Origin of the sequence: Microcystis sp. T1-4, assembly GCF_000297435.1 — a bacterium.
In the GTDB taxonomy this organism is placed as follows: Bacteria; Cyanobacteriota; Cyanobacteriia; order Cyanobacteriales; family Microcystaceae; genus Microcystis.
The window spans coordinates 1-20,511 of sequence record NZ_CAIP01000083.1; the positions used below are offsets into that span (position 1 = coordinate 1).

Genomic DNA, 20,511 nt, shown 5'->3' on the forward strand with positions numbered 1-20,511 from the left:
GAACCTAGAAGAGCCAACTGCTCAATTCAATGGTTTGAGCGAAACCCAACATTCTTGACGATATTGGTGTGGTTGGGTTTCGCTTAAGCGTCGCTAACATTTGACAGACAAAAGTTATTATTGCTCAACCCAATCTACGGCTACGGAAGACATAGATAGAGAAAAAAATTGGTAATCTCTATGAAAATTGTTTTCAATTCTTCTCCTTTACTCTTTTTGTCTAGGTTAGGATTTTTGGAAAAATTCCTAGATTCTAAAGATAGCGTGTTCTATGTTCGCTGTACCAATCGCTATCGGGATACAGATATTCATATTCTTTCCGTTCTCTTTCCCTTCTTTCTTCTGGCGATTCTCTTCGCTCTCTTTCTAATCGTTCTCTTTCTGCGGCTTCTCTTTGTTCTTTGTGATATTTTAGGCTGGCTTCTATATACTTTTCAGCTACCTGTTTAAACTCAGGAAATATGGTGGCAAGCTTGTTTAATTTTGATTCTTTTTCATATTCCGGTTGTTTACCTGGTTCAGAAACAAGGTTAGAAACATACTTATCAAATACATATTTAAACTCAGGCAAAGTAGCAAGAAACTCCTTTAACCTGTCCATTGTATCATAACTAAAACCGAGACTTGCAGGCTGGCAGGGAATCCACCGACTAATTGCAAACTGAAAATCTGGGTACTTATCTAGGAGCATCCTAACATCGGCAACAGATAAACCTCCGTCAAGCATCTGTAACCATTGCTGGCGAACAGAATTTCGTTGGACAGGATCAGTAATGTGGTCAAAACAGTTATCGTAGGGCGTTGACATATTTTTTTCTCCGAATCACCCATAATCTTATTTTAACCGTTCAGGGGGCGGTTATCAAGTAGCCATTAGTTTTGTAATGGGGATTTATGCTCCGCTCCAAAAACTTTTCGCCTTAAGGCAAGGTTTTAGACCCGATTTTTTCGATAAAAGCAGACTACGAGAGAATTTTTCGCAGCACTAAAGCTATGTAAGAATCATCGCTTTAAGGGGTGACATTTTCTGTTTCTGCTGGTTGAATTTCTGGCATTTCTACTTTAATTAAACTCACTCTAGCACGATAAAGTAGTTTTTCCCCATGACGATAGCCCCGATAACGAACTAAAACGGGTGTACCGATTGCTGCTTGACCATCGATCAATTGATGGATTTGCGGATCATAACTAACATGATCACCGACACTGTCAATTGGTTGCACTCCCCAGCGCTCCAGTAACTGCATAATCGGTTTAACTAGGGAGAGGATTTTGACGGCTGCTAGGTCGGGATTTTTGCGGGCAACGGCCTCGGCCGTAGGCCATTGAACTAACCAAGATTCGATCGCTTCGATGCTTTGACGTTGAAATTCTGCGGCTAATTCTTCTTTTTGCTTGTCTAATTTTTGCTGTAAATTTTGATACTCTTGTTCGAGAATTTTTGATTCCCCTGAACGATCCTCTGTCCCCATCGTCGGGATTTGAAAATGAGCAAGGAGATCGCTAACTGGCAGCTGCAGCCCATTAGCTAATTTCACCAAAGATTCAGAGGATAATTTGGCGATTAAGCCATGGCGAACTCTCTGCAATTGCCAAGAAGATAGACCCGATAACCGACTCAATTCTTCCAGATTTTTACAGCCAATTTCTGCCATTAACTGCTCTAATTTTTGCCGATGATATTTATATAAGGACTCATTCATGGGAATTCTCAGCTTAAGCGATGTGTTTAGCTAAAACGGATTTAGGGGCGCGACGAACTCGACAGAGAATTGTTTCTTTACCGAGACGCTGATGAGCGGCAAAGCGATGGCAACCGGAAAAACCGTAGTAGTTACCATCCACCTCCAAAACATCGATCGGTTCTCGTAATCCCTCCTCAGCGATCGATTGCATCAACTGATTAACTTTTTCGGGATCGGTTTGTCGCGGTAAAGGACGACGAATTTGGGACAGAGGAATGTTTTTAATTTCCATAGTGTCTTCACTATAGCACATTTAGGCTAAACTGAAGATAAGTTGACTCGGTTGCTGATGCAGTGGTCTGTCTCGGTGCTGGCAGTTTTCTTGACACAGACAAGATTTTATCACCCAATCCTCTCCTTTTCTGACTATGACTATTCCTCCTATCAATGAAAAAATTATCCGGCAAAATAGCACCAATGCTTCCTATCAGCGCGGTCGGTATTATTACGATAGCGATGCAGTTATTTCTCTTTGGCAACGGGGGCAAAATCTGCAAGCTTTAGTCCGTGGTAGTGAGGTTAAACCCTATCGAGTTGTCATGGATTTTAACCAAGAAAATCTTGAGAATGTCTCCTGTTCCTGTCCCTACGATTACGAGGGTTGGTGTAAGCATATTGTGGCGGTTTTATTAACCTGTTCTCGCCAACCAGAATTAATTATTAAAAAAGCCTCCCTAGAGGAGTTATTGACACCGATTGATGAAAGTAAATTAAGAAAATTGCTTAATCATTTAGTGGCTAAACACCCAGAAATTATCGAGGCAATTGATAAGTTTTTATTTCCAGATACCCCAGTCAATAAAGCAGCAGGAAAGATAACTATTAATATCAAAACTTATCGTAATACTGTCCGTAATGAACTGCGGCAATTCCTGCGAGCGATCGAAGAAGATTACTGCGAAGAAGATCCAATTTCTGATGAAATTTATGCCCTGGTGGATGAGGCCCAAGATTATTATCAAAAGGGAGAACCGGATAATGCGATCGCTGTTTTAGAAGCAATTATTGGCGCCTGTATCGAGGAATGGGATGATTTAGAAAATTACGGTGCTGTCAATGATGATTTAAGTGATAGAATCGATCGAGTTTTAACTGCAGCAATTTTAAGCAAAGAATTTAATCCCCAAGAAAAGCAAGATTTAAGGGAAAAGATCGAGCAATGGCAGCATGAATGGAGTGCCGATTTTGAGATGAGTTTAGCAGCCTTACAACAGGGATGGGATGATCCTGTTTTAGAGAAGATTTTACGAGGAGAATCGGCTAATTTTTCAGAAATGTGGTCAGGAAATATCCCCGATTATGCCCAAACATTGACTTCTATTCGCTTAGAAATTTTCGAGCAGCAGGAAAAAGATCAGGAGTATTTGAATCTAGCTTTAGCTTCAGGACAAGTGGTAGAATACCTAACTAAGTTAGTCTATCTTGATCGCATTGACGAAGCGATGGCATCGGCAAAAAATATGATAACTAAAAACGATGAAGCTTTCTTTTTTGCCAAAGCTTTACGCGATGAATCCGCACCAGAATCCGCTCTCATAATTGCCCGAAGTGGTCTAAATTTCCCAGGTGATTATCATTATAAATTAGCTCTCTGGACAAGTGAACTAGCGCAATCTTTAGGGGATATAGATACAGCTTTGGCCGCTAGAATTAAGGCATTTCAAGACCAACCTTCCTTTTCCCATTACCAAAAAATTGAGTCTTTAGCGGGGCAAGATTGGCCCGATTTAAAACTAGACTTGTTAGATTACTTGCGCGAGTTTAGCGGTGGACGTTCCACAGAGGCTAAAATTGATATATTTCTCCACGAAAATTTAGTTAGAGATGCAATTAAAGTCGTTTCTGATAATTCCTATGTGCAGTCTCACCTAATTTGGCGGATAATGGATGCGGCTGCTACCGTCGATCCTAACTGGGTGATCGATCGCGCGCGTTCTGCTGCGGAAGAGATACTCGACGAAAAAAAGGCTGATCGCTACGAAGAAGCAATTAAATGGCTAAAAAAAGCTCGTAATGCTTTTTATATGTCGGGAAGACGGGAAGAATGGCAAACTTATCGGGAAAGTTTAATTAAGGAACACGGACGCAAATCGAAATTTATGGGGTTATTTAAACATCAGGATTTACAATGATTTAAGCTTCTAAGCTAAGACCCATTTTAACCGCCTATCCTTAGAGCAGCTGAATCTCCCCCACCCCCCCTACCCCCCGACATCGGGGGGGGTTTCCTCTTGCCTTATCTTCACAAGCAATTTAAATACTTAACAGCTTCGCCGTCAGTTATCGGCTAAAATTATGCTGTTTTTAGCTTGTAGAGCGGGAATTGTCCTAATCTTAGGCCTAGTGACATTTCGGGGCAAAGTAGAGTATAATGGAAGATTGGTCTAAACTTATCTCCAGACTACTTATACTGAATATTCATTGTCAAAAAATATGACTGAAACTATTCGCTTTTTGATGTGTTCTCCCGATCATTACGATGTGGATTATGTGATTAATCCTTGGATGGAGGGCAACATTCACAAATCTTCCCAGGAAAAAGCTAGGCAACAATGGCAGCAGCTTTATCATGTTCTCAAAGATCGGGCGCTCGTGGATTTAGTCCCACCAGAAAAAGGCTGGCCCGACATGGTTTTTACCGCTAATGCAGGTTTAGTTCTGGAAAAAATAGTCGTTCTCAGTCGCTTTTTACACAAAGAAAGACAGGGAGAAGAACCCTATTTTAAACAGTGGTTTGAAGATAACGGTTTTACGGTTCACGAACTGCCAAAAGATTTACCCTTTGAAGGTGCAGGAGACGCACTATTAGATCGGGAAGGACGTTGGTTATGGGCAGGATATGGCTTCAGAACCGAGTTAGATTCCCACCCTTTAATCGCTAAATGGCTCGATATCGAGGTTTTATCCTTACGTTTAATCGATGAACGTTTTTATCACCTTGATACCTGTTTTTGTCCCCTTAGTGGCGGTTATCTCCTCTACTATCCCGATGCTTTTGATGCCTATTCTAATCGGTTAATTGAGTTAAAAATTCCCGAAGAAAAACGCATTATCGTTGAAGAAGCCGATGCGGTTAACTTTGCTTGTAATGCTGTGAATATCGGTCAAGTAATCGTCATGAATAAAATTAGTGACGATTTACAATATAAGTTAGTGTCAAAAGGGTTTGAAGTGGTACAAACTCCCCTGACGGAGTTCTTAAAAGCAGGGGGAGCCGCTAAATGTTTAACCCTGCGTACCACCGAACCCTTAATTCCAGACCATCACGCTAATGTCACCATTGAAAGTCGCATTCTCCAGCTAGAAGGTCATCTGCTCGACGCGGGAATTATGAATAAAGCTCTCGATGTTGTGGTGGGAAATGGCGGCAGTTTCAAGGTTTTAAACTTCACCTTAGGGATTGAGCGCCAAAGTACCTCCTCGGCCGAAGTGCGGGTTTCTGCACCCTCTCACGAGGTAATGGAGGAGATCATGGTACAATTGATCGACCTCGGTGCGGCCGCTCGTCCTCAAGAAATCTGTGATGTCAATACCGCAGTGGTGGCACAAGATGGGGTCGCTCCCGATGATTTTTATGTCAGCACCATCTATCCCACGGAAGTGCGGGTTAACTGTGAATGGGTGCGGGTGGAAAATCAACGCATGGATGCAGCCATCGTCGTCACTGAAAGTCCAGAAGGCAAAACCGCGAAATGTACTCTCCTGCGGGATTTAAAAGCTGGCGATCGCGTTATGGTGGGAGTTGAGGGCATCCGTACTATCCGACAGGCGGAATCCAGGGAACAACGCAACAGCACCCAGGAATTTACCTTTATGGGTGCGGGGGTTTCCAGCGAGCGCCGAGTCGAGTTAACCGTGGAGCAGATTGCCTGGGAAATGCGCCAAATTCGCGACCAGGGCGGTAAAGTGGTAGTAACGGCAGGTCCGGTGGTCATTCACACTGGAGGAGCGCAACATCTCTCCCGTTTAATCCGCGATGGTTACGTTCACGCTTTACTGGGGGGAAATGCGATCGCAGTTCACGACATGGAACAGGCGATCATGGGTACTTCTTTAGGGGTAGATATGCAGAAAGGCATCCCCGTGCGCGGTGGCCATCGTCACCACCTCAAGATTATCAACCTCATCCGTCGCCACGGCAGCATCGCCAAAGCTGTATCGGCCGGGGTATTGACAAAAGGTGTAATGTATGAATGCGTCAAGAATAATGTCCCCTTCAGTTTGGCCGGTTCAATTCGCGATGATGGTCCGCTTCCGGATACGGAGATGGATTTAATTAAAGCACAGGAAGAATATTCCCGCTTAATTCAAGGTGCAGACATGATTCTCATGCTCTCTAGTATGCTCCATTCCATCGGTGTGGGCAATATGACACCGGCGGGGGTGAAAATGGTCTGTGTTGATATTAACCCGGCCGTGGTGACAAAATTAAGCGATCGAGGTTCCGTAGAATCCGTCGGTATCGTCACCGATGTGGGTTTATTCCTGAGTCTGTTAACCCAACAGTTGGATAAGTTAACCCGTCCCTTGGTAGAAACGGTTTAAAACCGCAAATAGATATCGGGTGGGTTACGCTTTGCTAACTCACCTATTTTTATCGATATTTTTAAGCAATTATCAGAGAAAATTTGCCCACTAGAGTCGCCCTAGCTTGCTTTCTTTTTGTATAATAGGGCTTATCTTCCCATACTTGTCAAACGGCTATGAGTCTCTGTCTCAATCCCGATTGTTCGCACAAAAACACCCCCACGGATAAATTCTGTCATAAGATAGAGCCTCGTAGGTTGGGTTGAGCGAAACAATACTGGGTCGAAAATGGCTTAATTCGACTGAAAAAGCGAAACCCAACCACCCCAAAGGTTACTCTTTGTTGGGTTTCCTTGCGTCAACCCAACCTACAATAATTGCTGATTATTTATTCCCTTTTTTGCATGAGTGCATGAGCAGAAAACTCGGAGAAACCCGTTTTCTGTGCGTTACTCAACGGATTTAGTATAATAGGGGTTAATCTTCCCATACTTGTCAAACGGCTATGAGTCTCTGTCTCAATCCCGATTGTTCGCACAAAAACACCCCCACGGATAAATTCTGTCATAAGTGCGGTTCTCAATTACTGCTCAGAGAACGTTATCGAGCGCTAAAATTAATCGGTCAAGGGGGTTTTGGTAAAACATTTCAAGCGATAGATGAGGATAAACCTTCAAAACCCTATTGTGTAATTAAACAATTTTTCCCGTCAGCACAGGGAACAGGAACTTTACAAAAAGCAGCAGAATTATTTAAAGAAGAAGCGATTCGTTTAGATAGTTTGGGAAGATACCCACAAATCCCCGAACTTTACGCCTATTTTACCGCTAATGACGGGCGACAATATCTCGTTCAGGAATATATCGAAGGACAAAATCTCGAACAAGAATTAAAACAGGAAGGAGTATTTAACGAAGCCAAAATTAAACATCTTTTGTCAGAGATTTTACCGATTCTAGAATTTATTCATAGTAAACAAGTAATTCATCGCGACATTAAACCCGAAAATATTATTCGCAGAAAAAGCGATAATAAATTGATTTTAGTGGACTTTGGCGCAGCAAAATTTGTCAGTCCTTTAAATCGTTCCATGACGGGAACAATTATCGGTTCTGCCGAATATATTGCCCCTGAACAGGGAAATGGCAAGGCAGTTAATGCCAGTGATTTGTATAGTTTGGGTGTAACTTGCCTTTATTTATTAACTGGAATATCTCCCTTTGATTTATTCGATGGTGGGGAACACCAATGGGTATGGCGACAGTGGTTGGTTAATAATCCTGTTAGTAATGATTCAGGGAATATTCTTGATAAATTAATCGAGTTTGGCACAAAAAAACGCTATCAATCCGCCTCGGAAGTGTTGCAAGCTTTGCAGATAAAAACATCAGTCTCTATACCCCAGACAACTATTCAAAAACCCGTTAATCCCGTTATTTCCGTTACTCAAACTCCCCCATCTATTCAGCTTAAAAGCGCCAAAGGAATCGATTATCGGAACTTAGAAGATTTATTAAAACGGCAGCAATGGAAGCAAGCGGACGAAGAAACCGCAAGAGTGATGCTACAGGTAGCTAACCGAACAAAAGAGGGATGGCTACGGGTAGAAGATATCGATAATTTTCCCTGCGAGGATTTGCGAACCATTGACCAATTATGGGTTAAATATAGTGGCGGTCGCTTTGGTTTTTCCGTGCAGGCGAAAATCTACCGCGAACTCGGTGGGACGCGGGAGTATAATGAAAGAGTTTGGAACGCTTTCGGAGATAGGGTAGGCTGGCGAGTGAATAATTGGATATACAGCTACTGGAATTGTACTTTTGACCTAAAAGCACCCCTAGGACACCTCCCGTTTTTATTGACGAGAGCCGACAACAGGACATTTGACATTTATATTGACGAGACCGGGACGCTAAGGAGGGGACATTTCGTGGGGGGGGCGTTGTTTTATAGGTCTCTCGCGTCGAGACTTGTAGAATGTAACATATAAAGGTAACAGCCAATTTTTAAGAATTGTATCGGAGGGAAAACCAAATGCTAGAAATTAACAAAAACTATGTATTAGACAAAGATCAAAAGCCGATTGCCGTTCAAATTCCCATTGCTGAATTTGAAAAAATCGAAGAAATCCTAGAGGATTACGGACTAGGAAAACTCATCGAAGAAGTTGAAAATGATCAAATCTTAGACAAAGAAAAAGCCTTACAATATTTAGAATCGCTTAAAAACAAAAATGTGGAAGGTTGAATACAACAAGAGATTTTTAAAAGAATTAACCTCCTTGCCAAAAGACATACAATCTCGCGTTGAGTTGATCGTATTTTCCGAGTTAGAAACTGACAATCCTTTTGAATTAGGCTATCTCGATAAAATGAAAGGACATAAAGATAAATATAAAATTAGAGTTGCAGATTATAGGATTGGCCTGACTATTGATAAACCCAATCAAACCATCATCTGTCAACGGGTCGCACATCGTAGAGAAATTTACAAAACTTTTCCTTGATAGAAAAATACCGCTATCTTTATCTGTCAATTGCTTTCTAATCATTTTAATCGATGAACAGGGGAATTGGAACTTTGAATTATGAAAAAATCACCTTCGGAAATGACTAACGCAGAACTCCGTCAGTATCTTTCGGAACATCGAAATGAAGAAGCTATTTTTAGTGAAGCACTAGAAGTATTATTAAGCCGAAAAAAAGACGGGTTTAACTATCCCGCACCTCAAACGATGTCCTATAAAGAAATAGAAACGATTTTCAAGGAAAAATTAAATCAAATAATTGAGGAATAGAAATCGTGCGTTATGCGATTATTATCGAAAAAGCTGAAAATAACTATTCCGCTTATGTTCCTGATTTACCCGGTTGTGTTACTACAGGTAAAACCCTAGAGGAAATCGCAGAAAATATGAAAGAAGCAATTCAATTTCATCTAGATGGATTACAAGAGGAAGGGCTGCCAATTCCCCAACCAGCCACCTATTGCGAGTATATCGAAGCGTAACCGATCACCTGCATCCTGTCCGCGACTTTTATCTGTTAACATGGAACTGTAAACATATTACTAATGCTCAAATTCAGAAAAAACTTCTCAATATATGCGCGGATTTCGGCTACAAATTACCGCTAATCTGTACACCTTACGAGTTAATGGGAGAATGAGCTATGTGGGAAGATGAAATACTCGAAGAAATTCATAAGATTAGAGAAGAACACGCCAAGTCTTTCAACTACGATATAAAAGCTATCTGCGCTGATTGGAGGGAGAGACAAGGGAAAAGTGGTAGAAAATTAGTTCGGTTAAATACCGCCCAAAACATGACAAAAAATAGCGAAAATGATACTATTGAGAGAACCAAATGCTAGAAATTAACAAAAGCTATGTATTAGACAAAGATAAAAAGCCGATTGCCGTTCAGATTCCCATTGCTGAATTTGAAAAAATTGAAGAAATCCTAGAGAATTACGGACTAGGAAAACTCATCGAAGAAGTTGAAAATGATCAAATCCTAGACAAAGAAAAAGCCTGGCAATACTGCCCGCATATACTGTAAAATCTATTTTATAGAAGTCTATAAAGAAATTGGCTAAATTACAATATAAATGCCTTATTTAAATCCCAATGCGACAATCCCACCAGCTAAATTAACCTGGTATTTGCTAGTTTTACAACCCAAAGATGATAAATCAGGCTTTCTGGCACAAGCGGGATATAATTTAGACAACTGGCAGGTATTGGAACAAGATTTAAGACGTATTCTTCTCAACGAGGCCACCTTAAATAAACAAACAAAGTTCGGTGATATTTATGAAATTAAAGGACTTTTACAAGGGGTGAACGGGATAAACTTACGAGTCTCTACCTATTGGATTATCGACTCACTTACGAAAGAAACAAGATTTGTGACTTTATTACCAGATTAAAAGAGTTAGACTATGAAATTTGATATGTTTTCCGAAGTTCAATTAACCGAAGATTTGCCAGAATCTAATTTGTCTCGTGGCACTCACGCGATTATCGTGGATTATTGTCCTCGACCCGAAGGCCAAGAGGATGGCTATGTTTTAGAAGTGTTAAATAATCAGGGAAAAGCCTATACAGTTATCGCTGTAGAAGTTTCCAAGATTGAATCAATTCAAAATCTTAAACAGGATGAATTGCAAATTATATAATTCTGTTATTCTTAGTGGATTTAATCCCCCATCCTAGCAATGGCGAAATGGGAGCAATTTTAGAGGTTTTTAACGCTCTCGGTGAGTCAATTTCAGTAGTAACCTTTGGGGTGGTTGGGTTTCGCTTAAACAATCGAATTGAGCCATTTTCGACCCAGTATTGTTTCGCTCAACCCAACCTACAATAATTGCTTATATTAATTTCTGATTAATTGCCAATTCATTGCCGACACAAGAGTTAAAGCGATAACAATTCATTGCTGTATGTAACAATATAAGAGGAGTGCGATCGCTGATCTTGTAGGGTGCGAAAACGCGCGTGTAACGCACCGCTAATGTTTGGGATAAAATGGAGAAGCTTCAATGCGATCGAGTCCAAGTGCGATCGCTATGAGAAATGATCGAGGTCAAGCATGACAGTGCAATAACTTCGTTACAGAGATAGGATAGTAGAATAGAGGGGGCTACCATACGGCTGCTTCAGGCTTTGATTTAGTCTTCTCGATCAGTTATTATCATGAAAGAAAAAGTGTACTTGGATTCCACGGTTCCGAGTTATTACTTTGATGAGCGTGAAGCTCTAAAAACTTTTACCGAAATCACAAGGAAGTGGTGGTCGGAGATGTCCAGTTATTATGATTTATATATTTCGGATGCCGTGCTTCAAGAACTAACCAACGGAAACTATCCGCGTAAAGCTGAAATTATTCATTTGGTTTCGAGGATTCCTTTACTACCGCCGACTTCTGCTCTTGAACAAGTTGTCGAGTTTTATCTTGCCTATGCCAGCTATTTCGACATTCAATATCTCGTTACTTGGAATTGCAACCACCTAGCGAATGCTAACAAACGGAAGCATATTCGCGTTATCAATGCCCGCCTTGGTTTGTCAACACCTGAAATTGTCACACCACTTGAACTATTCAAAGAGGAGAATAACTTATGATCCACTCAGAGATTTTGCAAGAAAAAGATAAAACTCAAACAAGATTATCGGAGGAATGCACGTCTATCCATGACTATTTAGTTAAGTCTCGCATTGCTGCGGAAAAGGCTGCGGAATCCTACGGGTTTACTCTCAAGTATGCTGAAGAAATTCATAAAATTCGAGAAGAACACACCAAAGCTTTCAACGTCAACACAACAGCCTCTTAGGTTGGCTTGAGCGAAACGCTATAGATTGATTCTGATTAATTGCCAATTCATTGCCAACACAAGAGTTAAAGCGATAACAATTCATTGCTGTATGTAACAATACAGAATAAGTTTATCTCAGGAGTTCCACAGTGATTAAAGAGCTAGACCGTATTACTGTTAATCCACAAATATGTCTTGGACAGCCAACGATTCGAGGAATGCGTATCACTGTAGGATTTGTTCTGAAACTGTTGGCTAGTCAGTTATCTATTCAGGAAGTTTTAGAGGCTTATCCAGAGTTAGAGGAGGAAGATATTCGTCAGGCTATTAATTATGCAGCTTGGGCTGTATCCGATTATATCGTTAGCTTCACTTCGGCATGATTTCTTATTCCGAGGCTCTGCCTTAGAACACCATATCTAAGGCTCTACCTTAAACCAGTATTCAGGTAGAAACTGAAGAGAGCGTTCCCCGGTAGAATATGGGAACGGGATAAAATTGTCAAATCCATATCTTCTCGTGAATCGATTAAAATATAGTTATTAGTTAATATCCATCTCACAACAATTTAAATCATGAAAGGTATTCAGTATATTGTCGATGAAACAGGAGAAAAAACAGCAGTTGTTATCGATCTAAAAGAATGGGGTCAACTGTGGAATGAGTTTTATCAAAATTTACTCGATCGCTCTCCCGTAAACGAAGACTGGATAAATCGATCGCCTTTTCGAGAAAAATTAGATCAAGCTCTGATATGGAATGCTAATCATCCACCGCAGTTATCAGATCTAGAATCCCTAGAGAGCAAACTCGACAATCATGAGTGAGGTTTTACTTGATCTAAACAACCCGATTTTTCAGCGAGATTTATTCAATTTACCCAAAAGTGAAGCATTATCCGCTCTGAAAACTTTCAGGAAAATTTCTCAACTAACTTGGGAGCAGTTATATCAAGATCAAGGATTAAAATGGGAGAAGATTAATTCTAAAAAAGGTCAAAAAGGAGAAACCTTGTACAGTTTTAGAATCACGCAAAAATGTAGAGCAATTGCTGCTAGAGAAGGTGATTATTTACGAATACTTTCTTTACATTCCGATCACGATTCAGCTTATCAATAATAATCTAGAGAACTTTTAGAGGAACTCCAAATGCTAGAAATTACCAAAAACTATGTATTAGACAAAGATCAAAAGCCGATTGCTGTTCAGATTCCCATTGCTGAATTTGAAAAAATCGAAGAAATCCTAGAGGATTACGGACTAGGAAAACTCATCGAAGAAGTTGAAAATGATCAAATCCTAGACAAAGAAAAAGCCTTACAATATTTAGAGTTGCTTAAAAACAAAAATGTGGAAGGTTGAATACAACAAGAGATTTTTAAAAGAATTAGCCTCTTTGCTAAAGGACATACAATCTCGTATTGAGTTGATCGTATTTTACCAGTTAGAAACTGACAATCCTTTTGAATTAGACTATCTCGATAAAATGAAAGGACATAAAGATAAATATAAAATTAGAGTTGCAGATTATAGGATTGACCTGACTATTGATAGACCCAATCAAACCATCATCTGTCAACGAGTCGCACATCGTAGAGAAATTTACAAAACTTTTCCTTGATAGAAAGATACTGCTATCTTTATTTGTCAGTTGCTTATCTTTTCTCTACCAACCGATATACCTATTCCGCTATGATAGCCGACTCAAAATTATTTATATTTTAGTGCGATCGCTAATCTTGTAGCTAATCTTGTAGTGGACTGTTTCAGCTAATTTGGTGTATTAGAAAAATGCTATAAATTCTATAATCTAGGACTTTAAGCCGAAATCTATTGCCCTATTTTAGCTGAAATAGTCCACTACTGGACTACACACTAACTTTTATCTCATCGGTAAAGATTGCAATCCAAAACAGAGACCTTGACAGACTCGTGTTAGGAAATTTAAGTCCAAAGTAGCGATTGTATCCCGAGAACTATGATAATAGGGATTACGCATATTAGCCGTATCTGTCACCATAATTGCCGAATAACCGCGACTCCAAAAAGGAGAATGATCGCTGCGTCGAGTATCGGGGACGATATAACCTCCAAAAATTACGGGCAACCACTCGCAGGGAGTCTGATTTTCCCGCAGGACTCGACTGAGAAAATTTAAATCCTTGCGGGTTTTGAGATTGCCAATCAAAGCGATAAAATCCCCAGTGTTGGGATAAAAATATTCTAGAAAAGCTGGATATTTTTGAGAATGGGGATTTTTATCACAGTAACCGAGCATTTCTAAGGATAACATTAACCTTAAATCCTGCTTAGTTTGTTTTAATTTTTCTGCGTAGGCAATGCTCCCCAGTAATCCGTATTCTTCTAGATCGAAGGCAATTAAACGAATTGGATAATTAGCCTGATTCTCCCCAAAAAACCTCGCTAATTCTAATAATACCGCTAATCCCGTGGCGTTATCGTCAGCCCCCGGCGACCCCGGCACCGTGTCATAATGAGCGCCAATTAAAATCGGAGGTTTTTGACTGTTGTTAGGCAAATCCAAGATTAAATTTTCGTAATTTTTTCCCTGAAAATGGAAAAAATGTGATTCAACTTTTCCCCAATTGCCTAACTCTTGCCGCAGGTATTCTCGCACATAAAAATGTCCTTGACTAGAGAAAAAAGGGTTTCTTTCTCGGACAATTTGTTCTAGGTGTTGGCTTAAGCGATCGCTAAGAAGATCAAACATTGATGGCAGCAGATAATTTAATCAAAAGAGCCAATGGATAGAGAAACTGAGGGAAAAATCGGGGAGAATAATAATTGTTAATTATAAAATATTCTGTGGAGCTAAAATCATGACAAATCTCCAGTTGACTAGCTATGAGTGTATCGTTGTTGGGGCGGGATTAGCGGGATTAATCGCCGCGCGGAATCTCCAGAGGCAAGGTCATCAAGTTCTGGTGATCGAAGCGCGAAATCGTTACGGTGGCAGAATGTCTGGTCAATATCTCCCCTCCGGACAGTGGATCGATCGAGGTGGTCAGTGGGTGGGCCCAACCCAAGAGCGTTTTTTAGCCCTCCTTGATGAGTATCAAATACGTCGTTTTCCCTCTCCCAATCAGGGAAAAACCGTTCTAGTGTTCAACAACAAACGCTATGAATTTAATGGTTTTTTTCAAGGTTTCCACGAGGGAGAAGTACCCGATATCGGCGCAGCAGAATGGCAAGATGCGATGTCAGCATGGGCGCGTTTTCAAGAACTAGCCAAAACCCTACCTTCAGGTTATCCCCAAAGCAACGATCACACCAAAAAACTAGACAGTAAAACTTTTGCCCAGTGGATTGAAGAAAACACCAGCACAGATTTTGGTCAATGGTATTTTGCTTATATGGCCCGTGCCGTCGGGTTTCTCGGGCCAGCCGAACCCCAACAAGTCTCACTGCTGCACGTTCTTTGGGGACAAAATTGCGCCGCTCAAGCTGAACATCCAGAAGCCGAACTGATCCATGGCGGAGCGGGACAAATTCCCGACAAGATCGCGGCGGAATTAGGAGAGCGAATTCGACTGGGGGAACCGGTTGTTCGCCTTAATTATGACTCGGCCGGCGTGACCATAGAAACCAGCCAGAACACTTTTACTGCGAAATTTGCCATCATTGCCATGCCGCCCCATCTTGCCGGCCGCATTATTTATCATCCCCCGCTGCCACCCCAGCGAGAACAACTAACCCAACGAGTACCGATGGGATGCTGCGCTAAAGTCCTGATTTCCTATGAGCGACCTTTCTGGCGAAAACAGGGACTAGCGGGACTTGCCCAAGGAAATTGTCAATGGTTGGAACTCTGTGCTGATAGTTCCGATCCCGAAACCGGCGTCGGGGTAATCGCCACCTTTGTGGTTGGCGATCGCTATATTCGTTGGCGCTCCATGAGTGGACCAGCGCGTCGTGCCGCCGTCCTCTCGGATTTAGCTATTTATTTCGGTCAAGAGGCCCTTTTGCCGATCAGTTACGATGAGGTGGATTGGCCCGGGGATCCCTGGACTGGTGGAGCATATTCCGCTTTTATGCCCCCCGGAGTCTGGACAAGTTTCGGCGAGGCTCTTTTTACTCCCGTCGGACCGATTCACTGGGCCGGCACAGAAATGGCTGATCGCTGGCCGGGATTTTTTGAGGGAGCGATCCGCACCGGTGAGGCAGCGGCCGATCGAATCGCCTTGCTTTTACGGGAAAAATGAGCATCTACAGGGCTAGGACACTTTTTAGGTCAAAAAAGTCATCATAGTCAATTTTCGTGGATAATAGGGCAAAAAAATCCTAAATCATCACTATTTCGCCTTGGTAATGTTCGACGAAATATTGGACACGATGACGATATTCTTTAATTGTCCGATCGACCCATTCCCGCTGCTCACTGTTAGCATAGATATGTACTAAAGGTTCTCCGGCATCGGGTAAAATCAACACCCAGTCATCATTAAGGGGATTAATCACCTTCACCCCATCGATTAACTCTAGATTATCGGTAGCGTGAGTCTCCACCAGATAGCGCATCAAGGATCCCTTTACTTTCCAAGGACAACGCACCGCCGTATTCTTATTGTAAATGCGCGGTAACTCAGCCCGCACCTGAGCTAGAGAACGTTCCTGAATGGTTAACATCTCCAAAAGTTTCGCCACGCTGAACATGGCATCGAACCCGGGATGTAATTGCGGAAAAATAAACCCAGTTTGCCCAGAGCCTCCTAAAACCACGTTAGGATTGGTTTGACATCCTTCCATTAAAGCGCTAGGACTGGCTTTTGTCCGCACCACCCGGCCATCGTGACGACGCGCGATCTGTTCCACGGCACTAGAAGCATGAACCGGCACTACCACTGTACCGCGAGGATGGGCGGTCAGAATTGTGTTCACCATTAAAGCAGTTAATTGTTCCCCGCGAATCGATAAACCACTCTCATCGACGAGGACTAATTGTTCCCCGTTGGCCGAAACTTGTACCCCTAAGTTCGCTTTCAGGGCCTCCACCACATGGCCCAATTGATGGATTAGTAACTCTCTTTCCTGCATGGAAAGGGCATTCTGACGTAAACTGGCATTGAGAACCACGGCATCACAGCCAAATTTGGCCAGTAATTCCGGTAAAATTGCTCCTGAGACTCCGTAGGCGTAATCAATGACGATTTTGGAGCTACTATTGCGAATAGCCTCCACATTTAGCTGAGTTTCAAAGGTTTTGCGGTAATTATCGAGAATATCAGCCGGATAGGACATACTGCCGATTTCCTGCATTCCCACCCGTCGCAGATCTTCTTTGAAATAGGCCCCTTCGATTTTCTTTTCCCTAGCTTTGGAAACATTAATCCCTTTTTCGTCTAAAAACTCGATTAAGAGAAAATCCGGGCGATCGGGGTGAATACGAACGTGAATTCCACCGACTACGTTTAATTTAGCCACTAAAGTCCGCGAAATCGGTAAAGCATTCGCTTGTAGGTTTTGGATATTCACCCCCACGGACATTAAACCGGCAATCAGCGATCGACTGACCATGCGCGAGACACTACGTTGATCTCGGGAGACGATTACCGTTGACCCCGGTTTTAGAATGGAACCGTAGGATGCCCCCAATTTAACGGCGAATTCGGGCGTGATATCGATGTTAGCGAGGCCCGATACTCCTCGTTGACCAAAGAGGTTTTTATGGGCAGTATTTCCCCAAATCAGGTTAATATTGAGGATGGCTCCCGATTCGATCTGTTTACTCGGCCAGACTCTTACCCCGGAATTGATCTGCGCTTCTTCCCCCACGATCGATAATTGTCCGATCACCGCACCTTCGTGTACCTGGGCCCGTCGATCGATTCTGGTTCCCCTAGCGATCGTACAAGCGGCTAAATTGACCTCATCTCCGATCACTACACCATTCCAGAGGATGGGACGTTTCAGATCGGAACCGGCACCGATGGTGACATTATCGCCGATAACCGAACCCCTCTCGATCAGAACATTTGCACCAATGCGGCAATGATTGCCGATCATGGCCGGTGCCTCGATCTGGGCGCTAGGATCGATATAGGTATTAGTGCCGACCCACACCCCGGGGGATTTTTCTCGATAGGGAAATTCTAGGTTAACTTTGCCGGATAAAGCGTCGTATTGCGCTTCTCGGTAGGCCTCCAGATGACCGACATCGCACCAATAACCATCGGCCACATAACCATACATAGGTTCGCCCCTTTGCAGCAGCAGCGGAAACAAATCTTTAGAAAAGTCGGCTTCTTCTTTGTAGGGGAGATAATCGAGGACTTCTGGTTCGAGAATATAGGTTCCGGTGTTGACAGTATCGGAAAAAATCTCACTGGTGGATGGTTTTTCGATAAAACGGCGAATTCTGCCTTCTTTGTCGGTAATCACTACCCCAAATTCGATCGGATTGGCAACCCGCGTCAGCACGAGGGTTGCTTTCGAGTTTTTGCTTTTATGGAATGCGATCGCTTTTTGCAGGTCAAAATCGGTGATACTATCGCCACTAATTACCAGAAAGGTATCATCTAACCATTCGGCAATATTTTTCACACATCCTGCGGTGCCTAGGGGTTGATCCTCCTCCACTGCGTAGGTGATTTTTACTCCAAAGTCGCTGCCGTCTTGAAAGTAGTCCCGCAGGACATCGGGGAGATAGTGCAGGGTGGTGATAATTTCAGTAATGTCATGCTTTCGTAGTAAATTAATAATATGTTCGGCGATCGGACGGTTGAGGATCGGTACCATCGGTTTGGGAAGATCACAAGTAAGCGGACGTAATCTTGTCCCCGAACCACCTGCCATTAATACCGCTCGCATAATTTCCTCCCAAGGCTATCTTTTCGCCGTTTTTAAATAGTTTTTGCAAATTATGGCTTTAGTTTCCCGACCTCGATCGAGCTAGTTCCTAACCGGCATTCTAACACCGTCCCCCCGATTCAGGACAATATTTTCTTTTCCCAAGCTGGCAAAACCCAAGCTTAAAATGGGAGATGTGAACTGTCTAAATCCAAGGATGAGATGACATGAGACTGGTTGTTTTTCTCTTAATAATTGTTTACGGTGTCGGTGGTTGGAAATTCTGGAATGGATACAGAAGCACTAATTTTAGTTCCAGTTTACCCAATCGTTTGGCTCTAACCCTGTTCTGGCCGCTTCTGTTGGCTGTTAATCCCGCCTATCGCAAGAATTTTCAAAAAGCCCTCAAGGGTAAATAAAATTAACATACTGCCAAAATCGCCGCCATAAAACAGGAAAGAGGGTGGGTATCGAGGCGTTTTCTGCCGGATTAGTCCAGATTACCCCCCCCAAAAAAAACCTAAATAATTTATGGTGATCAGCAATTTAGCCGTGGATGGCTTATCATGGTTAGGGAAAAAAGGGGTCGTAGCTCAGTTGGATAGAGCGAGTGCCTCCTAAGCACTAGGCCGCCGGTTCGATCCCGGCCGATCCCGCCTTTTTCAGTGATCAGTTAGGCGTTGGGGTATGGGGAAGTGGGGAAGTGGGGTGTGGGAATTATGAATTATGAATTAAGGCGATGTGCAACTAAGGGGAGACAAGGAACTGAAACTGCAAGGGGTCAGGGCTATGACGATTAAGCCAGTAGCAAACTGTGTGAGCTAAAAGCTTAGGGTTCAGACGACTGATTAAATGCCACAAATCTCTTGGCCACAACTTTTCTATCGAAAAACGCTCACTGAGTTGTCCAATCACAGTTTCGAGCAAACGTCTGGTTCTCTGGAGTAGCTTGAGATAGTTAGGGGAAGGCAAATCCTGCATATTGGAACGACAGGGAGTCGCCAATTGGATACCATACTGTTGCAGTTCGGCTTTTAGTGGAGCGGACAGATAGCCCTTATCTCCGATGAGTAGCCCCTTAATCGAAGGGACGAAATCCCAAAGAGCTTCTCGTTCACTCCCATTGGCAGCGGTGAGGCAAAAACCCGTAATAATACCCGTCTGAGTCACTAGCAAATGACCATGAAAGCCATAGTCAGTAGATGGAAAAGTTTGAATAACCAGAGTATTTAGTAACATCTGATACAAAATACTTAGAGAAATTAATTAAGAAAACTTATGTCTAAGAAAAAAGACTATTGCTATTAGCCAGAAGGCAAATATAGTGCGCCTAAATGATATATAAACTAGAATGCCGACAACAATCCCGAAATATTTTAGAATAAAAGGACGACAAATATAAGTGTTTGGAGAATCAAATCGAAGCAGAACTTCAAATTCTCGAAGAGTTCATCAAAACTAATCCCGACTCCCGATAACTGAAAAGCTAAGTACAGGACAAAAATTGTAGGGAATGAAGAAAATCCCGATGATTGGGCAAAGAAGGGTTAAGAATCAGATGACGAAGATGGTCAAAACCTAAGCGAAAAAGACTTTGGCTACGACGACCCTCAGTACAGGACAAAAAGCTTGAAAAGTAGGCGAGAGTAGGGTTTTATGAGAAATAGAACCAATCTCTAAAACCCTATGAACCAGTATAGCGCCCTAAAGCAAGCCCTTAAACCCCATCTGGCATGGCATGGAGCCAGGCTCTCGTTTCTAGCACTGTTCCTACTAGCCTTAATTAAAGTCAAAACCGTCAATCTGAGCGAGTTAGCAGTAGGATTTGGAGGTAAAGCCCTCAAAGAATCGAACTACAAGAGATTACAACGCTTTTTCCGCAACTTCGAGCTTGATTATTCTGAAATTGCGAAAATTGTCGTGGGTTGGTTGAAGCTCCCCCAGCCTTGGGTGTTGAGTCTTGACCGGACTACCTGGGAGTTGGGCGAGCATTGCTACAACATCCTGACTGTAGGCATAGTCCACGAAGGAGTCGCCATTCCCATCTTGTGGTGGCTGCTCAAGAAAAAGGGAAACTCCAACAGTGATGAGCGTATGCGGTTCATTAGACCTCTTGC

Annotated in this window: 25 protein-coding genes, 1 tRNA gene and 4 pseudogenes; 23 read left to right on the top strand and 7 right to left on the bottom strand. The window is 42.4% G+C overall.

All coding sequences use genetic code 11. The features are described 5' to 3' along the window. Nucleotides 1-253: 253 nt before the first annotated feature. The 3 genes from MICAI_RS26270 to MICAI_RS04385 all read right to left on the bottom strand — a co-directional run bounded on the left by MICAI_RS26270 (nucleotide 254) and on the right by MICAI_RS04385 (nucleotide 1,998). Entirely contained in the window at nucleotides 254-808 is a 555-nt protein-coding gene (locus tag MICAI_RS26270) for a hypothetical protein (RefSeq protein WP_008198329.1), read from the bottom strand. A 202-nt stretch (nucleotides 809-1,010) separates the two neighbouring features. After that, nucleotides 1,011-1,703: a helix-turn-helix domain-containing protein gene (locus MICAI_RS04380; protein ID WP_008198332.1), complete on the bottom strand. Its 693-nt coding sequence runs from the start codon at nucleotides 1,701-1,703 to the stop codon at nucleotides 1,011-1,013. Between the two features lie 13 nt (nucleotides 1,704-1,716). Next, complete coding sequence (locus tag MICAI_RS04385; RefSeq protein WP_002765183.1) at nucleotides 1,717-1,998, bottom strand: ParB N-terminal domain-containing protein; 282 nt, start codon at nucleotides 1,996-1,998, stop codon at nucleotides 1,717-1,719. Between the two features lie 115 nt (nucleotides 1,999-2,113). Here MICAI_RS04385 and MICAI_RS04390 point away from each other — a divergent pair, with 115 nt between their 5' ends. From MICAI_RS04390 to MICAI_RS04475, 19 genes and pseudogenes are all read left to right on the top strand, one after another. Then, a complete protein-coding gene (locus MICAI_RS04390; protein ID WP_008198341.1) occupies nucleotides 2,114-3,877 on the top strand; it encodes an SWIM zinc finger family protein in 1,764 nt (587 codons plus the stop codon). Nucleotides 3,878-4,178: 301 nt separating this feature from the next. After that, on the top strand, nucleotides 4,179-6,290 hold the full coding sequence (locus MICAI_RS04395) for a bifunctional arginine dihydrolase/ornithine cyclodeaminase (protein WP_008198343.1): 2,112 nt from the start codon (nucleotides 4,179-4,181) through the stop codon (nucleotides 6,288-6,290). Nucleotides 6,291-6,448: 158 nt separating this feature from the next. Next, nucleotides 6,449-6,514, top strand: a pseudogene (locus MICAI_RS27740) (4-Cys prefix domain-containing protein); the annotation flags it as partial. Between the two features lie 263 nt (nucleotides 6,515-6,777). Further along, nucleotides 6,778-8,262 (top strand): GUN4 domain-containing protein, encoded by a 1,485-nt coding sequence (locus MICAI_RS04400; RefSeq protein WP_008198345.1) that lies wholly within the window; start codon nucleotides 6,778-6,780, stop codon nucleotides 8,260-8,262. A gap of 44 nt (nucleotides 8,263-8,306) precedes the next feature. After that, entirely contained in the window at nucleotides 8,307-8,519 is a 213-nt protein-coding gene (locus tag MICAI_RS04405; protein ID WP_008198347.1) for a hypothetical protein, read from the top strand. Further along, a complete protein-coding gene (locus tag MICAI_RS04410; RefSeq protein WP_002795818.1) occupies nucleotides 8,506-8,778 on the top strand; it encodes a type II toxin-antitoxin system RelE family toxin in 273 nt (90 codons plus the stop codon). The genes MICAI_RS04405 and MICAI_RS04410 overlap by 14 nt, the downstream gene beginning before the upstream one ends. A gap of 81 nt (nucleotides 8,779-8,859) precedes the next feature. Then, nucleotides 8,860-9,069 (top strand): DUF6887 family protein, encoded by a 210-nt coding sequence (locus MICAI_RS04415; RefSeq protein WP_002734197.1) that lies wholly within the window; start codon nucleotides 8,860-8,862, stop codon nucleotides 9,067-9,069. A gap of 5 nt (nucleotides 9,070-9,074) precedes the next feature. Further along, nucleotides 9,075-9,281, top strand: coding sequence for a type II toxin-antitoxin system HicB family antitoxin (locus MICAI_RS04420; RefSeq protein WP_002792160.1), 207 nt, complete (start codon nucleotides 9,075-9,077; stop codon nucleotides 9,279-9,281). Nucleotides 9,282-9,442: 161 nt separating this feature from the next. Next, the gene (locus MICAI_RS04425) at nucleotides 9,443-9,643 is read left to right on the top strand and encodes a hypothetical protein (RefSeq protein ID WP_002743272.1); all 201 of its coding nucleotides are present in this window, start codon (nucleotides 9,443-9,445) and stop codon (nucleotides 9,641-9,643) included. Beyond that, nucleotides 9,637-9,831 (top strand): hypothetical protein, encoded by a 195-nt coding sequence (locus MICAI_RS04430; protein WP_008198362.1) that lies wholly within the window; start codon nucleotides 9,637-9,639, stop codon nucleotides 9,829-9,831. Before MICAI_RS04425 ends, MICAI_RS04430 begins: the two co-directional genes overlap by 7 nt. A 49-nt stretch (nucleotides 9,832-9,880) precedes the next feature. Continuing rightward, on the top strand, nucleotides 9,881-10,201 hold the full coding sequence (locus MICAI_RS04435) for a DUF6883 domain-containing protein (protein ID WP_008198364.1): 321 nt from the start codon (nucleotides 9,881-9,883) through the stop codon (nucleotides 10,199-10,201). A gap of 12 nt (nucleotides 10,202-10,213) precedes the next feature. Then, on the top strand, nucleotides 10,214-10,450 hold the full coding sequence (locus tag MICAI_RS04440; protein ID WP_002743276.1) for a DUF4926 domain-containing protein: 237 nt from the start codon (nucleotides 10,214-10,216) through the stop codon (nucleotides 10,448-10,450). Nucleotides 10,451-10,967: 517 nt separating this feature from the next. Further along, nucleotides 10,968-11,396, top strand: coding sequence for a hypothetical protein (locus tag MICAI_RS04445; protein ID WP_008198370.1), 429 nt, complete (start codon nucleotides 10,968-10,970; stop codon nucleotides 11,394-11,396). Further along, nucleotides 11,393-11,605 (top strand): hypothetical protein, encoded by a 213-nt coding sequence (locus MICAI_RS04450; protein ID WP_002763392.1) that lies wholly within the window; start codon nucleotides 11,393-11,395, stop codon nucleotides 11,603-11,605. The genes MICAI_RS04445 and MICAI_RS04450 overlap by 4 nt, the downstream gene beginning before the upstream one ends. 131 nt (nucleotides 11,606-11,736) lie before the next feature. Then, complete coding sequence (locus MICAI_RS04455) at nucleotides 11,737-11,970, top strand: DUF433 domain-containing protein (protein ID WP_008198375.1); 234 nt, start codon at nucleotides 11,737-11,739, stop codon at nucleotides 11,968-11,970. 192 nt (nucleotides 11,971-12,162) lie between these two features. Beyond that, nucleotides 12,163-12,414, top strand: coding sequence for a hypothetical protein (locus MICAI_RS04460; RefSeq protein ID WP_008198377.1), 252 nt, complete (start codon nucleotides 12,163-12,165; stop codon nucleotides 12,412-12,414). Beyond that, entirely contained in the window at nucleotides 12,407-12,706 is a 300-nt protein-coding gene (locus MICAI_RS04465) for a hypothetical protein (RefSeq protein ID WP_008198379.1), read from the top strand. Before MICAI_RS04460 ends, MICAI_RS04465 begins: the two co-directional genes overlap by 8 nt. A 30-nt stretch (nucleotides 12,707-12,736) precedes the next feature. Next, entirely contained in the window at nucleotides 12,737-12,949 is a 213-nt protein-coding gene (locus tag MICAI_RS04470) for a hypothetical protein (RefSeq protein WP_008198381.1), read from the top strand. Next, on the top strand, nucleotides 12,936-13,208 hold the full coding sequence (locus tag MICAI_RS04475) for a type II toxin-antitoxin system RelE family toxin (RefSeq protein ID WP_008198383.1): 273 nt from the start codon (nucleotides 12,936-12,938) through the stop codon (nucleotides 13,206-13,208). Before MICAI_RS04470 ends, MICAI_RS04475 begins: the two co-directional genes overlap by 14 nt. A 261-nt stretch (nucleotides 13,209-13,469) precedes the next feature. Here the strand turns inward: MICAI_RS04475 and MICAI_RS04480 are convergent, their stop codons facing one another. Next, nucleotides 13,470-14,318 (bottom strand): M28 family metallopeptidase, encoded by an 849-nt coding sequence (locus MICAI_RS04480; protein WP_008198385.1) that lies wholly within the window; start codon nucleotides 14,316-14,318, stop codon nucleotides 13,470-13,472. A gap of 109 nt (nucleotides 14,319-14,427) precedes the next feature. Between MICAI_RS04480 and MICAI_RS04485 the strand changes: the two genes are divergently transcribed. Further along, on the top strand, nucleotides 14,428-15,810 hold the full coding sequence (locus MICAI_RS04485) for a flavin monoamine oxidase family protein (protein WP_008198387.1): 1,383 nt from the start codon (nucleotides 14,428-14,430) through the stop codon (nucleotides 15,808-15,810). A gap of 79 nt (nucleotides 15,811-15,889) precedes the next feature. Here MICAI_RS04485 and MICAI_RS04490 read toward each other — a convergent pair whose 3' ends face one another. Beyond that, nucleotides 15,890-18,415: a mannose-1-phosphate guanyltransferase gene (locus MICAI_RS04490; protein ID WP_008198389.1), complete on the bottom strand. Its 2,526-nt coding sequence runs from the start codon at nucleotides 18,413-18,415 to the stop codon at nucleotides 15,890-15,892. A 206-nt stretch (nucleotides 18,416-18,621) separates the two neighbouring features. Here MICAI_RS04490 and MICAI_RS04495 point away from each other — a divergent pair, with 206 nt between their 5' ends. Further along, nucleotides 18,622-18,813 carry a hypothetical protein gene (locus MICAI_RS04495; protein ID WP_039899592.1) on the top strand — a complete coding sequence of 64 codons (192 nt, stop codon included), beginning with the start codon at nucleotides 18,622-18,624 and terminating at the stop codon, nucleotides 18,811-18,813. A gap of 163 nt (nucleotides 18,814-18,976) precedes the next feature. Next, nucleotides 18,977-19,050 (top strand) — tRNA-Arg (locus MICAI_RS04500). A gap of 91 nt (nucleotides 19,051-19,141) precedes the next feature. Here the strand turns inward: MICAI_RS04500 and MICAI_RS04505 are convergent. Continuing rightward, nucleotides 19,142-19,594 (bottom strand): annotated as a pseudogene (locus tag MICAI_RS04505) (transposase); the annotation flags it as partial. Nucleotides 19,595-19,880: 286 nt separating this feature from the next. Then, nucleotides 19,881-20,009 (bottom strand): annotated as a pseudogene (locus tag MICAI_RS25700) (IS4 family transposase); the annotation flags it as partial. A gap of 71 nt (nucleotides 20,010-20,080) precedes the next feature. Between MICAI_RS25700 and MICAI_RS04510 the strand changes: the two are divergent. Beyond that, nucleotides 20,081-20,511, top strand: a pseudogene (locus MICAI_RS04510) (IS4 family transposase); the annotation flags it as partial.

What these genes read in the sequence shown, in the direction of transcription:
- MICAI_RS26270 (WP_008198329.1), bottom strand. Translation starts at nt 808, where the DNA reads ATGTCAACGCCCTACGATAACTGTTTTGACCACATTACTGATCCTGTC.
- MICAI_RS04450 (WP_002763392.1), top strand. Translation starts at nt 11,393, where the DNA reads ATGATCCACTCAGAGATTTTGCAAGAAAAAGATAAAACTCAAACAAGA.
- MICAI_RS04490 (WP_008198389.1), bottom strand. Translation starts at nt 18,415, where the DNA reads ATGCGAGCGGTATTAATGGCAGGTGGTTCGGGGACAAGATTACGTCCG.
- MICAI_RS04495 (WP_039899592.1), top strand. Translation starts at nt 18,622, where the DNA reads ATGAGACTGGTTGTTTTTCTCTTAATAATTGTTTACGGTGTCGGTGGT.
- MICAI_RS04425 (WP_002743272.1), top strand. Translation starts at nt 9,443, where the DNA reads ATGTGGGAAGATGAAATACTCGAAGAAATTCATAAGATTAGAGAAGAA.
- MICAI_RS04395 (WP_008198343.1), top strand. Translation starts at nt 4,179, where the DNA reads ATGACTGAAACTATTCGCTTTTTGATGTGTTCTCCCGATCATTACGAT.
- MICAI_RS04415 (WP_002734197.1), top strand. Translation starts at nt 8,860, where the DNA reads ATGAAAAAATCACCTTCGGAAATGACTAACGCAGAACTCCGTCAGTAT.
- MICAI_RS04440 (WP_002743276.1), top strand. Translation starts at nt 10,214, where the DNA reads ATGAAATTTGATATGTTTTCCGAAGTTCAATTAACCGAAGATTTGCCA.
- MICAI_RS04405 (WP_008198347.1), top strand. Translation starts at nt 8,307, where the DNA reads ATGCTAGAAATTAACAAAAACTATGTATTAGACAAAGATCAAAAGCCG.
- MICAI_RS04475 (WP_008198383.1), top strand. Translation starts at nt 12,936, where the DNA reads ATGTGGAAGGTTGAATACAACAAGAGATTTTTAAAAGAATTAGCCTCT.
- MICAI_RS04470 (WP_008198381.1), top strand. Translation starts at nt 12,737, where the DNA reads ATGCTAGAAATTACCAAAAACTATGTATTAGACAAAGATCAAAAGCCG.
- MICAI_RS04410 (WP_002795818.1), top strand. Translation starts at nt 8,506, where the DNA reads ATGTGGAAGGTTGAATACAACAAGAGATTTTTAAAAGAATTAACCTCC.
- MICAI_RS04430 (WP_008198362.1), top strand. Translation starts at nt 9,637, where the DNA reads ATGCTAGAAATTAACAAAAGCTATGTATTAGACAAAGATAAAAAGCCG.
- MICAI_RS04465 (WP_008198379.1), top strand. Translation starts at nt 12,407, where the DNA reads ATGAGTGAGGTTTTACTTGATCTAAACAACCCGATTTTTCAGCGAGAT.
- MICAI_RS04460 (WP_008198377.1), top strand. Translation starts at nt 12,163, where the DNA reads ATGAAAGGTATTCAGTATATTGTCGATGAAACAGGAGAAAAAACAGCA.
- MICAI_RS04445 (WP_008198370.1), top strand. Translation starts at nt 10,968, where the DNA reads ATGAAAGAAAAAGTGTACTTGGATTCCACGGTTCCGAGTTATTACTTT.
- MICAI_RS04480 (WP_008198385.1), bottom strand. Translation starts at nt 14,318, where the DNA reads ATGTTTGATCTTCTTAGCGATCGCTTAAGCCAACACCTAGAACAAATT.
- MICAI_RS04390 (WP_008198341.1), top strand. Translation starts at nt 2,114, where the DNA reads ATGACTATTCCTCCTATCAATGAAAAAATTATCCGGCAAAATAGCACC.
- MICAI_RS04385 (WP_002765183.1), bottom strand. Translation starts at nt 1,998, where the DNA reads ATGTGCTATAGTGAAGACACTATGGAAATTAAAAACATTCCTCTGTCC.
- MICAI_RS04485 (WP_008198387.1), top strand. Translation starts at nt 14,428, where the DNA reads ATGACAAATCTCCAGTTGACTAGCTATGAGTGTATCGTTGTTGGGGCG.
- MICAI_RS04380 (WP_008198332.1), bottom strand. Translation starts at nt 1,703, where the DNA reads ATGAATGAGTCCTTATATAAATATCATCGGCAAAAATTAGAGCAGTTA.
- MICAI_RS04400 (WP_008198345.1), top strand. Translation starts at nt 6,778, where the DNA reads ATGAGTCTCTGTCTCAATCCCGATTGTTCGCACAAAAACACCCCCACG.
- MICAI_RS04435 (WP_008198364.1), top strand. Translation starts at nt 9,881, where the DNA reads ATGCCTTATTTAAATCCCAATGCGACAATCCCACCAGCTAAATTAACC.